Source organism: Enterobacter cloacae complex sp. HYC074_NIDB (assembly GCF_056673345.1).
Map to the genome: position 1 here is coordinate 4,675,906 of NZ_CP114214.1, position 14,222 is coordinate 4,690,127.

Annotated in this window: 13 protein-coding genes; 8 read left to right on the forward strand and 5 right to left on the reverse strand. The window is 56.1% G+C overall.

What is annotated here, in order from left to right; genetic code table 11:
• Positions 1–36: 36 nt before the first annotated feature.
• Positions 37–2,469 carry a bifunctional aspartate kinase/homoserine dehydrogenase II gene (locus O1724_RS22650; protein WP_003862044.1) on the reverse strand — a complete coding sequence of 811 codons (2,433 nt, stop codon included), beginning with the start codon at positions 2,467–2,469 and terminating at the stop codon, positions 37–39.
• A gap of 2 nt (positions 2,470–2,471) precedes the next feature.
• Positions 2,472–3,632 (reverse strand): cystathionine gamma-synthase, encoded by a 1,161-nt coding sequence (metB, locus tag O1724_RS22655; RefSeq protein WP_003862043.1) that lies wholly within the window; start codon positions 3,630–3,632, stop codon positions 2,472–2,474.
• A gap of 275 nt (positions 3,633–3,907) precedes the next feature.
• On the opposite strand from metB, the gene metJ reads away from it, so the two are divergent.
• Positions 3,908–4,225, forward strand: coding sequence for a met regulon transcriptional regulator MetJ (gene metJ, locus O1724_RS22660; RefSeq protein ID WP_003862042.1), 318 nt, complete (start codon positions 3,908–3,910; stop codon positions 4,223–4,225).
• 42 nt (positions 4,226–4,267) lie between these two features.
• On the opposite strand, the gene O1724_RS22665 is transcribed toward metJ, so the two are convergent.
• Positions 4,268–4,948, reverse strand: a complete 681-nt coding sequence (locus tag O1724_RS22665) for an oligogalacturonate-specific porin KdgM family protein (protein WP_032608106.1) — start codon at positions 4,946–4,948, stop codon at positions 4,268–4,270.
• Positions 4,949–5,269: 321 nt separating this feature from the next.
• Entirely contained in the window at positions 5,270–5,482 is a 213-nt protein-coding gene (gene rpmE, locus O1724_RS22670) for a 50S ribosomal protein L31 (protein ID WP_003862040.1), read from the reverse strand.
• Between the two features lie 200 nt (positions 5,483–5,682).
• Here rpmE and priA point away from each other — a divergent pair, with 200 nt between their 5' ends.
• The 7 genes from priA to rraA all read left to right on the forward strand — a co-directional run bounded on the left by priA (position 5,683) and on the right by rraA (position 13,617).
• The gene (gene priA, locus O1724_RS22675) at positions 5,683–7,878 is read left to right on the forward strand and encodes a primosomal protein N' (RefSeq protein ID WP_126297310.1); all 2,196 of its coding nucleotides are present in this window, start codon (positions 5,683–5,685) and stop codon (positions 7,876–7,878) included.
• A gap of 119 nt (positions 7,879–7,997) precedes the next feature.
• A complete protein-coding gene (cytR, locus tag O1724_RS22680; protein WP_003862038.1) occupies positions 7,998–9,023 on the forward strand; it encodes a DNA-binding transcriptional regulator CytR in 1,026 nt (341 codons plus the stop codon).
• Positions 9,024–9,115: 92 nt separating this feature from the next.
• Positions 9,116–10,084: a cell division protein FtsN gene (ftsN, locus tag O1724_RS22685; protein ID WP_003862037.1), complete on the forward strand. Its 969-nt coding sequence runs from the start codon at positions 9,116–9,118 to the stop codon at positions 10,082–10,084.
• A gap of 94 nt (positions 10,085–10,178) precedes the next feature.
• Positions 10,179–10,709, forward strand: a complete 531-nt coding sequence (gene hslV / locus O1724_RS22690; protein WP_003862036.1) for an ATP-dependent protease subunit HslV — start codon at positions 10,179–10,181, stop codon at positions 10,707–10,709.
• Positions 10,710–10,718: 9 nt separating this feature from the next.
• On the forward strand, positions 10,719–12,050 hold the full coding sequence (gene hslU, locus O1724_RS22695) for an HslU--HslV peptidase ATPase subunit (protein WP_003862035.1): 1,332 nt from the start codon (positions 10,719–10,721) through the stop codon (positions 12,048–12,050).
• 68 nt (positions 12,051–12,118) lie between these two features.
• Positions 12,119–13,039 carry a 1,4-dihydroxy-2-naphthoate polyprenyltransferase gene (gene menA / locus O1724_RS22700; RefSeq protein ID WP_022652060.1) on the forward strand — a complete coding sequence of 307 codons (921 nt, stop codon included), beginning with the start codon at positions 12,119–12,121 and terminating at the stop codon, positions 13,037–13,039.
• A 92-nt stretch (positions 13,040–13,131) separates the two neighbouring features.
• On the forward strand, positions 13,132–13,617 hold the full coding sequence (gene rraA, locus O1724_RS22705) for a ribonuclease E activity regulator RraA (protein ID WP_003862032.1): 486 nt from the start codon (positions 13,132–13,134) through the stop codon (positions 13,615–13,617).
• Between the two features lie 80 nt (positions 13,618–13,697).
• Here rraA and zapB read toward each other — a convergent pair whose 3' ends face one another.
• A complete protein-coding gene (gene zapB, locus O1724_RS22710) occupies positions 13,698–13,937 on the reverse strand; it encodes a septal ring assembly protein ZapB (RefSeq protein WP_003862031.1) in 240 nt (79 codons plus the stop codon).
• Between the last annotated feature and the right edge of the window lie 285 nt (positions 13,938–14,222).

Here is a 14,222-nt window from a genome sequence, read left to right on the forward strand (position 1 = left end):
GATCCCTCAGCCCACAGGGAGAGGGAAATGCAGACGTTACAGCAGCTTAGCCAGACGATTAATGTCGGACTGAATGGCTCCGGCGGTGACATCGCGTCCCGCGCCCGGGCCACGGATCACCAGCGGGTTATCGCGGTACCAGCGGCTTTCGATGGCGAAGACGTTGTCGCATGGCAGGAGCGCCGCCAGCGGATGTTCAGGACGCACCGCCTCCACGCCCACGCGCGCTTTACCGTTCGCCTCGAAGCGCGCCACGTAACGCAGCACCAGCCCCATCTCGTTAGCCGCTTCCAGACGTTGCACCATCTGCTCGTTCAGCTCGTCGCCGTTCTCGAAGAAGTGATCGACGGACCCTTCCTCGCAGCCCGCAGGCACCAGCGACTCAACGCGTACCTGACCCGGCTCAATGTCGTAGCCGGCTTCACGCGCCAGGATCACCAGCTTGCGCATCACGTCTTTACCGGCAAGGTCAACGCGCGGATCCGGCTCGGTTAAACCCTGCTGCCACGCCTGATCCACCAGGTCGGTGAACGGCACGGTGCCGTCAAATTGCAGGAACAGCCAGGAGAGCGTGCCGGAGAAGATCCCGCTCAGCGCCAGAATGCTGTCGCCGCTTTCAATCAGGTCGCGTACGGTATGGTTAACCGGCAGACCTGCGCCAACGGTGGCATTATACAGCCAGTGACGACCCGTTTTTTCGAACGCGTCGTGGATCTGGCGATATTTATCAGTGCTGCTCGCGCCCGCCAGCTTGTTGGCGCTGATGACGTGGAACCCGTGGCTGGCGAAATCCAGATACTGATCGGCCAGCTGCTCGCTGGCGGTCACATCCAGCACTACCAGATCGTCATACGGGTGCGCACGCATCCACAGGAACAGCGACTCTTCATCCTGCTCAACCGCTTCATCGTTAAAGAAGGCCAGCGCCCGGCTGGCGTCCAGCCCTTCGTAGTTCAGCAGGCTGCGGCGGCTGTCCACCACCCCTGCCAGAATAAATTCAAACCCGGTACGCGCCGAAAGCGTTACCTGCTCGCGGGCGAACAGCTCCAGCCAGCGGGAACCGATATTCCCTTTCCCGAACAGTACCAGGCCGATGCGTTTTTCCGCGCGGAACAGGGAGGTGTGCAGACCCTGAATCAGGCTTTCGGTTGGCCCTTTACGCAGCACGGCAACCAGACTGATGCCCTCTTCTGATTGCCAGGTGAATTCCACCGGCTGGCCTTTCAGCTGCTGCCAGAAGCGGTGGCAGTGCAGCGGGTTACGGGTGACGCCCGCGCCTACCATCGCCACCAGCGCCAGCCCCTGACGCAGGCGAAGCTCGCCCGGCAGGCCCGCTTCATCCAGAATTTTCAGGGCGCTGTCCACCACTTCAGCGGTATAGCAGAACTGCAACAGCTGGCGATCGTTATGTACGCCAACGGCCAGCGGACGGACCTGGGCACGTTTCAGGATGGTGTCGATATCTTTGTGTGCCAGTTTGAAATCCTGGCCCGCAGGCACCTGGAACTCAATCAGGCAGATGTCATCGTGGCTGGTGACAATGCGCGCGCCCGTGCCGGATGCCAGCACGCGTTCAATGCGGGTGGAACCCTGATCCGGCGTGTAGCTACAGCGTAGTTGCAGGTCGATGTCGCTGCCGGAAACCGGCTGTAGCGTGCGCGCGTGCAGCACCGGGGCCGCCAGACGCGCCAGTTCGCTCGCTTCGTCGAGACGCAGCAGCGGCAGCAGGCAGGCATCTTTTACTTTGCGCGGGTCCGCGCTGTAGACACCGGCCACGTCGCTCCAGATGGTGACGCGGGACACGCCCGCCAGGGCGCCAATCTGCGTTGCCGAGTAGTCAGAGCCGTTACGGCCCAGCAGAACGGTTTCGCCAGCATTGCTGCGGCTGATAAAGCCGGTGACGACAATACGTTTACCGGGATGTTGCACCAGCAGCTGTTGCAGCAGTGGGTAGGACAACCCTTCGTCCACCTGCGGCTGCGCGGCACGTTCGGCACGCAGGAAATCACGCGCGTCGAGCCAGGCGGCTTCCACACCCAGGTGTTGCAGCACGGCGGCCATCAGGCGCGCAGACCACACTTCACCGTGGCCAACCACTTCGGCATACACCGCATCGGTAATGCCGCTGTCCAGCAGAGCGGCCAGACGCTCAAGGTCGTGCGTAAAAGCGCTAATCAGCCCGTCCGCCACGTCCGCAGGCAGCAAACCGGCAATCAGTTCGCTCTGGTAACGACGTAAGGACTGTTGCACCTGATGCGCAGAGAGGCGATCGGTCTGGCTCAGTTTCAGCCAGCTAATCAACTGGTTGGTGGTGCTGCCTGCCGCAGAGACAACCATCATGTCCCCCGGCTGTGAATACTCGGTCATGATCCCTGCGACACGCAGGTAACATTTCACATCAGCAAGACTACTACCACCAAACTTGTGCAGCTGACGACCCTTCGCCCCTGCCTGCGCTATCACACTCATGATTACCCCTTGGCTGCGACCCGGAAGCCATTTTCCAGATCGGCAATTAAATCTTCAGAATCTTCAATACCGGTCGAGATACGCAGCAGCGTCTCGGAAATCCCGGCGGCGGCACGTGCTTCGGGTGCCATACCTGCGTGCGTCATAGTTGCGGCGTGGGAGATCAAGCTTTCTACTCCCCCTAAGGATTCCGCCAGCGTAAACAATGACAACCCGCTCAGGAAGCGACGCAGCGTTTGCTCGTCACCGTCCAGTTCAAAACTTAACATCGCGCCAAATCCTTTCTGTTGGCGCGCGGCAATCTCGTGCCCCTGGTTTTCCGGCAGCGACGGGTGATAAAGCTTTTTCACCAGCGGCTGGTTTTTCAGGAAATCCACGATCGCCTGGGCATTACGCTGCGCCACGTCCATACGCGGTGATAGCGTGCGAATACCGCGCAGCAGCAAATAGCTGTCGAACGCGCCCGCGGTGACGCCAATGTTATTGGCCCACCATGCCAGTTCGGTGACAACGTCGGGATCTTTGGCAATCACCACGCCCGCCACCACGTCAGAATGGCCGTTCAGATATTTCGTGCATGAATGCAACACCAGATCGGCACCCAGTGCCAGTGGGTTCTGAAGGGCCGGACTGAGGAACGTATTATCCACTACACTTATCGCTCCCGCATCCCTTGCGAGCTGACAAATTTTCGCAATATCGACTACGCGCAACAATGGATTGCTTGGACTTTCCACCAGAACCAGCTTCGGCTGCTCGGCAAGCGCCTGTTTCAGCGCCTGTTCGTCGTTTTGATCGACAAACAGCACACGGTAGCAGCCACGTTTCGCCAGGCTATCAAACAGACGATAGCTGCCGCCGTAACAGTCGTGTGGCGCCACCAGCAGATCGCCAGGTTTCAGGAACACTGTGGTTACCAGGTGAATGGCAGACATGCCGGTATTGGTTAATACCGCCCCTGCGCCGCCTTCCAGTTCCGCCAGCGCGCGCTGGGTGACGTCGCGCGTAGGATTGCCGCGACGCGAGTAGTCATGCGCGCGAGGTTCATTAAATCCGGTGAAATTATAGGTACTGGAGAGATGAATTGGCGGGACAACGCAGCCGTACTGCTCGTCATCATTCAATCCGCTACGCACTGCGATGGTGGCCTGTTTACGCGTCATGGTGAGGCTTCCTGGCGAATGAGGTGAAAAGTCAGGCACCAGAGTAAACATTGAAAGTATGGACGTCAATACATCTGGACATCTAAACTTCTTTGCGTATAGATTGAGCAATGCGCAAATAGCCGTTAAAATTATATGCTTTAGGACACGCTACAGCGGCAATATCCGTGCCTCGGTATCGTCTCTACGGTAAACTACGCAAGATTACGGTTCAAAACTGATGGTTACGGGTTTTGCACCTTTAGATTAATGACTGAGAGGATTAAAGGTATCTCATGGCTGAATGGAGCGGCGAATATATCAGCCCATACGCTGAGCACGGTAAGAAGAGTGAGCAAGTCAAGAAAATCACGGTGTCCATTCCTCTGAAGGTGTTGAAGATCCTCACCGATGAACGTACGCGTCGTCAGGTGAACAACCTGCGTCACGCCACTAACAGCGAACTGCTGTGCGAAGCGTTCCTGCATGCGTTTACCGGCCAACCGTTGCCGAACGATGACGATCTGCGTAAAGAACGCAGTGACGAAATCCCGGAAGAGGCGAAGGTGATCATGCGTGAACTGGGTATCGACCCGGAGACCTGGGAATATTAACAGCGATGCGGTCCCGCTGAGGGTGCTCAGCGGGATGGTTTCTCAGAAGTTGTAACCTAAGCCGACACGCAGACGCGTTTGTCGGTCGTCAGTGGTAGCGGTGTTATAGCCGGAAGAGACATTACCCACCTCCACGAATGGCACCCACGAATCGATGTTATACGCCACGCGGAAGTTATATTCGTAATCCTCTTTTTTGTTGTTATACAGATCTTCGTTGTCGGCGAATTTATAAATTCCGTTCAGTTCAAACATCCAATTATCAATATTATATCCCAGCCACATTTCCGGGCGATATACCAGTCTGTCATCTTTACCGTCTGCATTACGGCGGGTATATTCGGTACGATAACGGAACGCCGTCCACCAGCTGTCATTAATATTATACTGTACGCGTAAATAGGGTTTATAAATAGCCATGTCGTCACCCATTTCAACCGCGACACCCGGCTGCCAGATAAATCCCTGCCAGGTAAACTGGTAGCTGGCAGTATATTCGTTGCTGTTACTCTCCATATTATTGAGCGCATCATTAGATTGCTTTTCGTCTGAGCGTGAGACGGCCTCTACGGCCACACCAAAGCCCGTCCCGAAACGGTGTGACATGTACACACGGTCATAGTTACGTCCATCGTCGTAATACTCGTGTCGGTAATCAACATATCCCGCCTGCGCCGCGCACGATAGTAATGGAAGCACGAATAAAAGTTGCTTCAGTTTCATCCTTTTTCCCTCAAAGTAAATACACCCTGAAAGCCATCGCTGTTGAAATGGCAAATAAGAATTTATGTCGAGCGCAGTGTAATTTTACACCCAGAGGGAAACCTTTTATTTATTGCCATATCCGGCAATAAAATGGCAAACAGGCCAAGAATACAGAGATAAAGCTCACTATCCGTATAAATAGGAATATATTAAGACACGGTGATTATTTTCCGGAAAAATTAAAATATATATTTGAAGAGGAAATATAAATACAGAATTAATTCAGGAGAGATATTACAGGCACAAAAAAACCGCCCGGAGGCGGTTTCTTCTGGATGCTTATTTAGCGCCCGGGATGCTGAAACGCTTGTTGAAGCGGTCAACACGGCCACCGGTTGCAACATCACGCTGCTTACCAGTGTAGAACGGGTGGCATTTGCCGCACACGTCCAGGTTCAGATCGTGACCCACGGTAGAGCGGATCTGGATAGAGTTACCGCAAGAGCAGTTTGCAGTAATCATTTCGTATTTCGGGTGAATATCTTTTTTCATGGGAGAACCTCAGTTAAGGCCGCGTCGCTCTTCCAGCCCTAACGCCAGACACCACGCGATGTTGAATGTAAGTTCTTTGGCGTAAAATACACCAAAGGCGGCGAATCATACAGAATTTGACCAACGTATGCAAACTGATCCGCACGCCGCTTTCACTAATGTGTATACTAACGCGCCACTTTTCAAGTCAGGAAGATTCGATGCCCGTAGCTCACGTTGCCCTGCCCGTTCCGCTTCCCCGCACCTTTGACTACCTGCTGCCCGACAGCATGAGCGCCAAAGCGGGCTGTCGCGTGACCGTGCCGTTTGGCAAACAGCAGCGCGTGGGGATCGTGGTGTCCGTCAGCGACAAAAGCGAACTGCCGCTTAACGAGCTGAAATCGGTTGTTGAGGTGCTGGACAGCGAGCCGGTTTACTCCACCAGCACCTGGCGACTGCTGCTGTGGGCGGCAGATTATTATCATCATCCGATTGGCGACGTCCTGTTCCATGCCCTGCCCATTATGCTGCGCCAGGGTAAGAGCGCCAGCCACGCGCCAATGTGGTACTGGTTTGCCACCGAGCAGGGCCAGGCGGTGGACATTAACAGCCTGAAGCGCTCGCAAAAACAGCAGCAGGCGTTGGCCGCGCTGCGCCAGGGAAAAATCTGGCGCCATCAGGTCGACGAGCTTGAGGTAAGCGAAACCGCGTTGCAGGCATTAAGGAAGAAAGGGCTGAGCGAGCTGGCCAGTGAAGCACCTGCCCTTCACGACTGGCGCGACGGCTTTTCCGTCTCGGGCGATCGTCTGCGTCTGAATACCGAGCAGGCCACCGCCGTAGGCGCGATTCACAGCGCTGCCGATCGTTTTTCCGCCTGGCTGCTGGCGGGCGTCACCGGCTCCGGTAAAACCGAAGTGTATCTGAGCGTGCTGGAAAACGTGCTCGCGCAGGGCAAACAGGCGCTGGTGATGGTGCCGGAAATCGGCCTGACGCCGCAAACCATCGCGCGTTTCCGTGAACGTTTTAATGCGCCCGTTGAGGTTCTGCACTCCGGCCTGAACGACAGCGAGCGCCTCAGCGCCTGGCTGAAAGCGAAAAACGGCGAAGCGGCGATTGTGATCGGCACCCGTTCATCGCTGTTTACGCCGTTTAAAAATCTCGGCGTTATCGTGATCGATGAAGAGCATGACAGCTCCTATAAACAGCAGGAAGGCTGGCGCTATCACGCCCGCGACTTAGCCGTGTACCGCGCCCACAGCGAGCAAATCCCCATTATTCTCGGGTCTGCCACCCCCGCGCTTGAAACGCTGCACAACGTTCGCCAGCGTAAATACCACATGCTGCGCCTGACGCGCCGCGCGGGAAATGCCCGCCCGGCCATTCAGCATGTGCTGGATCTGAAAGGTCAGCAGGTGCAGGCCGGGTTAGCGCCTGCGCTGATTAGCCGCATGCGTCAGCATTTGCAGGCGGGCAACCAGGTGATCCTGTTCCTGAACCGCCGCGGCTTTGCGCCTGCGCTGCTGTGCCACGACTGCGGCTGGATCGCGGAGTGCCCGCGCTGCGATCACTACTACACCTTCCACCAGGCTCAGCGCCATTTGCGCTGCCACCACTGCGACAGCCAGCGTCCGGTCCCCCGTCAGTGCCCGTCCTGCGGCTCAACGCACATCGTGCCGGTCGGTCTGGGAACGGAACAGCTTGAACAGGCGCTCGCGCCCTTCTTCCCGGATGTGCCCATCTCCCGTATCGACAGGGATACCACCAGCCGTAAAGGGGCGCTGGAGCAGCAACTGGCGGAAGTACATCGTGGCGGCGCGCGTATCCTGATTGGTACTCAGATGCTGGCGAAAGGGCACCACTTCCCGGACGTGACTCTGGTCGCCCTGCTGGACGTCGACGGCGCGCTGTTCTCCGCGGATTTTCGCTCCGCCGAGCGTTTCGCCCAGCTTTATACCCAGGTTGCCGGTCGCGCTGGTCGAGCGGGTAAGCAGGGCGAGGTGGTGCTGCAAACGCACCACCCTGAACATCCGCTGCTGCAAACCCTGCTGCACAAAGGCTATGACGCCTTCGCGGACCAGGCGCTGGCCGAACGTCAGACGATGCAGCTTCCCCCGTGGACCAGCCACGTTATCATCCGTGCGGAAGACCATAATAACCAGCAGGCGCCGCTGTTCCTGCAACAGCTGAGAAACCTCCTGCAAGCCAGCCCGCTGGTGGATAATCAGCTGTGGATTTTAGGCCCGGTACCCGCGCTCGCCCCGAAACGCGGCGGCCGTTTCCGCTGGCAACTCTTACTTCAGCACCCCTCGCGTATCCGTTTACAGCAGATCGTCAGCGGCACGCTGGCGCTGATCACTACCCTGCCGGAAGCGCGAAAAGTGAAGTGGATTCTGGACGTCGATCCGATTGAAGGCTGAAGACGGATCGAAAAATTTAATGCGCCTCACACTTTTTATGAAAATTCTGTAACCGATTCCATTAACTATCTGTAAAAATGGTGCGGTCCGCAGTTCGGTGTTCAGGCGAGGAGAAGACGTTGAAGTCCAGGAAAGAGGTTGCCTCGGCGACCATGAAAGACGTTGCCGAGAAAGCACAAGTCTCAACAGCAACCGTGTCCCGCGCATTGATGAACCCTGACAAAGTCTCCCAGGCGACCCGAAACCGGGTTGAAAAGGCGGCACTTGAGGTCGGTTATTTTCCGCAAGCCATGGGGCGTAACGTAAAACGCAACGAATCCCGCACCATCCTGGTGATCGTGCCCGACATCTGCGATCCCTTCTTCAGCGAAATCATCCGCGGCATTGAAGTCACGGCCGCCGCCCAGGGCTATCTGGTGCTGATTGGCGATTGTGCCCACCAGAACCAGCAGGAAAAAACGTTCATCGACCTGATCATCACCAAGCAGATTGATGGCATGCTGCTGCTTGGCTCACGCCTGCCGTTTGATGCCAGCATTGAAGAACAGCGCAATTTACCGCCGATGGTCATGGCGAACGAATTCGCGCCGGAGCTGGAGCTGCCAACCGTTCATATCGATAACCTCACCGCCGCGTTCAACGCCGTGAACTATCTTCAGGAACTGGGGCATAAGCGCATCGGTTGTATCGCCGGACCAGAAGAGATGCCGCTGTGTCATTACCGCTTGCAGGGCTACGTTCAGGCGCTGCGCCGTACCGGGGCTATCGTCGATCCGCACTACATTGCGCGCGGTGATTTCACCTTTGAAGCGGGCGGGCAGGCGCTGGAAAAATTGCTGGCCTTGCCAGAACCGCCTACCGCGGTCTTCTGCCACAGCGACGTGATGGCGCTAGGGGCGTTATCCTACGCCAAACGTCACGGCCTGCGTGTGCCGCAGGACCTGTCGATAATCGGTTTTGATAATATTTCGCTTTCGGAGTTTTGCGATCCGCCGCTTTCGACCGTTGCACAGCCGCGGTATGACATTGGCCGGGAAGCGATGCTGCTTTTGCTGGATCAGCTGCACGGTCAAACAGTTAGCAGTGGGTCACGGCTACTGGATTGTGAGCTAATTGTGCGCGGCTCTACCCAGGCATTAACTTAAAGTAAATACCTTTCGACACCCTTATCTGGTCAAAGCCCCGTCGCTTAAGTAACATGGCGGGCTGACGAACGAATAAATACAGCGAAACGATAGTGGCACAACGAGATTATGTACGTCGCGGCCAGCCGGCACCTTCGCGACGCAAAAAGAGTAGTTCAAAAAGCAAGCAACGTAGCCTGTCTGCTGTCTCCCCAGCCATGGTCGCCATTGCTGCGGCCGTGCTGGTGGCCTTTATTGGCGGCCTCTACTTCATTACGCATCATAAAAAAGAAGAGTCTGAAGCCCTTCAGGGTAACAAGGTCGTCGGCAACGGCCTTCCTCCTAAGCCTGAAGAGCGCTGGCGCTACATTAAAGAGCTGGAAAGCCGCCAGCCTGGCGTACGTGCGCCTACCGAGCCTTCTGCCGGGGGTGAAGTGAAGAATGCCGATCAGCTGACGGACGAACAGCGTCAATTGCTCGCTCAGATGCAGGCGGACATGCGCCAGCAGCCTACGCAGTTGAACGAAGTGCCGTGGAACGAACAAACCCCGGCGCAGCGTCAGCAAACATTGCAGCGCCAGCGTCAGGCTCAGCAGCAAACGCAACAGCAGCAGTGGACGCAGACGCAGCCGGTACAGCAGCCGCGTTCACAACCGCAGCAGCAGACGCGTACCGTACAAACTCAGCCTGTCCAGCAGCAACCGAAGGCGCAGCCGCAGAAGCAAACGGCACAGCCGTATCAGGATCTGTTGCAGACGCCTGCGCATACCACTGCGCAACAGCCAAAAACGCAGCAGGCTGCGCCGGTCACCAAAGAGACCGAGGTGCCGAAGCAGACGGCTGAGAAAAAAGATGAACGCCGCTGGATGGTTCAGTGCGGTTCGTTTAAAGGCGCCGAACAGGCAGAAACGGTGCGTGCTCAGCTGGCATTTGAAGGATTTGACTCACGCATTACCACCAATAACGGCTGGAATCGCGTAGTGATTGGACCGGTCAAAGGCAAAGAAAACGCAGACGGCACCATTTCCCGTTTGAAAGTGGCTGGCCACACAAACTGCATTCGACTCGCCTCCGGGGGTTGAAACCCCCAAAATCCCCCCCATCTATCATTTAATTCAGCCCTGAGCACAGGCTCAGGGCTTCTGTTTCCCGAATCTGTAACCAGGGGGTCTGCTCGTGACAACAATAGTAAGTGTACGCCGTAACGGCCAGGTGGTAATTGCCGGTGATGGCCAGGCCACGCTGGGTAATACCGTCATGAAAGGCAACGTGAAGAAAGTACGTCGTCTTTATAACGACAAAGTGATCGCCGGTTTCGCAGGCGGCACGGCTGATGCCTTCACGCTGTTTGAACTGTTTGAACGCAAACTGGAAATGCATCAGGGTCATCTGGTGAAAGCCGCCGTTGAGCTGGCAAAAGACTGGCGTACCGACCGCATGCTACGCAAGCTCGAAGCGCTGCTGGCCGTGGCTGACGAAAACGCCTCGCTGATCATCACCGGTAACGGCGACGTAGTTCAGCCTGAAAACGACCTGATTGCCATCGGCTCTGGCGGCCCGTACGCCCAGGCCGCAGCCCGTGCGCTGTTGGAAAATACCGACATGAACGCGCGCGATATCGCGGTGAAAGCGTTGGATATTGCAGGTGATATCTGCATCTATACCAACCACAATCACACCATCGAAGAATTACCGTCTAAAGCGTAAGGATCGCCCATGTCTGAAATGACCCCACGCGAAATTGTCAGCGAACTGAACAAACACATTATCGGCCAGGACAATGCCAAGCGCTCCGTGGCTATCGCACTGCGTAACCGCTGGCGTCGCATGCAGCTCGACGAAGAGCTTCGCCACGAAGTGACGCCAAAAAATATTCTGATGATCGGCCCGACCGGTGTGGGTAAAACCGAAATCGCCCGTCGTCTGGCCAAACTGGCTAACGCGCCCTTCATCAAAGTTGAAGCCACCAAGTTCACCGAAGTGGGCTATGTGGGTAAAGAAGTGGACTCCATCATCCGCGATCTGACCGATTCGGCGATTAAGATGGTGCGCGTCCAGGCGATTGAGAAAAACCGCTATCGCGCCGAAGAGATGGCCGAAGAGCGTATTCTCGACGTGCTGATCCCACCGGCAAAAAACAACTGGGGACAGGCTGAACAGCAGTCTGAACCTTCTGCTGCGCGTCAGGCATTCCGTAAAAAACTGCGCGAAGGCGAGCTGGACGATAAAGAGATTGAGATCGATCTCGCTGCCGCGCCAATGGGCGTGGAAATTATGGCGCCTCCGGGCATGGAAGAGATGACCAGCCAGTTGCAGTCCATGTTCCAGAACCTGGGCGGGCAGAAGCAGAAAGCGCGTAAGCTGAAAATCAAAGACGCGATGAAGCTGCTGATTGAAGAAGAAGCCGCGAAGCTGGTTAACCCGGAGGAGCTGAAACAGGACGCTATCGACGCGGTTGAGCAGCACGGTATCGTGTTTATCGACGAAATCGACAAAATCTGTAAGCGCGGCAACGCGTCCGGCCCGGATGTCTCCCGCGAAGGCGTTCAGCGCGACCTGCTGCCGCTGGTGGAAGGGTGCACCGTCTCCACCAAGCACGGCATGGTTAAGACTGACCACATTCTGTTTATCGCCTCCGGTGCGTTCCAGATTGCCAGCCCGTCTGACCTGATCCCGGAACTCCAGGGTCGTCTGCCAATCCGCGTTGAGTTGCAGGCGCTGACCACCGAAGATTTCGAACGTATCCTGACTGAGCCAAACGCTTCTGTGACCGTACAGTACAAAGCGCTGATGGCGACCGAAGGCGTGAACATTGAATTTACCGATGACGGTATCAAGCGCATCGCCCAGGCCGCGTGGCAGGTCAACGAAACCACCGAGAACATCGGTGCGCGTCGTCTGCACACCGTGCTGGAACGCCTGATGGAAGACATCTCTTATGATGCGAGCGACCTTAACGGTCAAAGCATTACCATTGACGCAGACTATGTGGGCAAACACCTGGATGCGTTAGTGGCAGATGAAGATCTGAGCCGTTTTATTCTATAATCGCGTTCAATGCATTTTCATCACTGTTGATGGGGGATATGGCCCCCATTTTTATTGGCTAAATAACTATGACTGATATCAGCCGTACACAGGCGTGGCTCGAAAGTCTGCGCCCTAAAACGCTTCCTCTGGCTTTTGCCGCCATTATTGTCGGTACCACGCTTGCCTGGTGGCAGGGTCATTTCGATCCGCTGGTAGCAGGCCTGGCGCTTGTCACCGCCGGGCTGCTGCAAATCCTCTCTAATCTCGCCAATGATTACGGCGATGCGGTAAAGGGCAGCGACAAGCCTGACCGTATCGGGCCGCTGCGCGGGATGCAAAAAGGGGTGATCACCCAGGCACAGATGAAGCGGGCGTTGATTATCACCGTGGTGTTAATTTGCCTGTCCGGGCTGGCGCTGGTGACGGTCGCCTCGAAAACCACCAGCGACTTCATTGGCTTCCTGGTGCTGGGCCTGCTCGCCATTATCGCGGCCATTACCTATACCGTCGGCACGCGCCCTTACGGATATATTGGCCTGGGCGATATCTCCGTGCTGGTTTTCTTCGGCTGGCTAAGCGTGATGGGAAGCTGGTACTTGCAGGCGCATACGGTGATCCCTGCCCTGTTCCTGCCCGCGACCGCCTGTGGCCTGCTGGCGACAGCGGTGCTAAATATCAATAACCTGCGCGACATCGACAGCGACCGCGAGAACGGTAAAAACACGCTGGCCGTGCGTCTGGGTCCGGTGAATGCACGCCGCTATCACGCCTTCCTGCTCATCGGCGCGCTGGTCTGCCTGGCACTGTTCAATCTGATCTCTCTGCACAGCCTGTGGGGCTGGCTGTTTGTGCTCGCCGCACCGCTGCTGATTAAGCAGGCCCGCTATGTCATGCGTGAACGCAGCCCGGCCGCCATGCCACCGATGCTGGAACGTACGGTAAAAGGCGCGTTACTGACTAACCTGCTGTTCGTCATCGGGATTGTCTTAAGCCAGACGCTGAGTTAGCTGACAAATATCAATTAACAATTGATGATTTTGCCAACAACGCATTTCGCACGATATACTGAACACATTCGCAGCAACAGAGCGTTAAACCTATGAAATACGATACCTCCGAGCTTTGTGACATCTACCAGGAAGATGTCAACGTCGTTGAACCCCTGTTCTCCAACTTTGGTGGACGGTCGTCGTTTGGCGGACAAATCATCACGGTGAAATGTTTCGAGGACAACGGGTTGCTGTACGATCTGCTCGAAGAGAACGGCCGTGGCCGCGTTCTGCTGGTGGATGGTGGCGGTTCAGTGCGCCGTGCACTGATCGATGCGGACCTCGCCCGCCTTGCGGTGCAAAACGAGTGGGAAGGGATTGTGGTCTACGGCTCCGTGCGCCAGGTGGACGATCTGGAAGATCTGGATATCGGTATTCAGGCCATTGCCGCCATTCCGGTTGGCGCAGCGGGTGAAGGCATCGGCGAAAGCGACGTGCGCGTTAACTTCGGCGGCGTGACCTTCTTCTCGGGTGACCACCTTTATGCTGACAATACCGGCATTATCCTTTCTGAGGATGCGCTGGATATTGAGTAGTTAATCGGTAAGCGAGATGCATAAAAAAGCCGGGTGGCGGCTACGCCTTACCCGGCCTGTTCAATTCATTCCCAAGGAAATCAGACTTCTTCCATACGTCCCAGCAGCGCCTGCAAGCGTTCCTGCCAGCCGTTCTGCTGTTCGCGCAGCTGGTTGTTTTCGCGCTCCAGTTCTTCGCGGCTGTGCTGAGCGTTCTGAACTTCCTGAGACAGGGAGTTGTTCTTCTCTTTCAGTTCTTCAATTTCCATTTGCAGCAGCGTGATGGTGTCAATCGCCTGCTGTACTTTCGATTCCAGTTTCTCAAACACTTCTAAAGACATGATCCTACCTCTCCTGAATTGCAAGGCGACGCTTTAACGTAAACGCGCACAACATATGTTCCGATTGTATGGAGCGCCGTCGCCCCTGTCCAGCGGCATGCCACGCAGATCGTGGTTTGCAACACTTTTCGGCCTCGTCCTGGTGCGTTCGCCGCATATACCCCTAAGTTGTTAACCCATAAGTTAAAGAAATGATTCAACCCACAATCATTACCTGATGCAAAAACGCGCTTTATGGCGCGAAAACGCTCATTTTATTGACACAGACCACACATTTCGATTTCG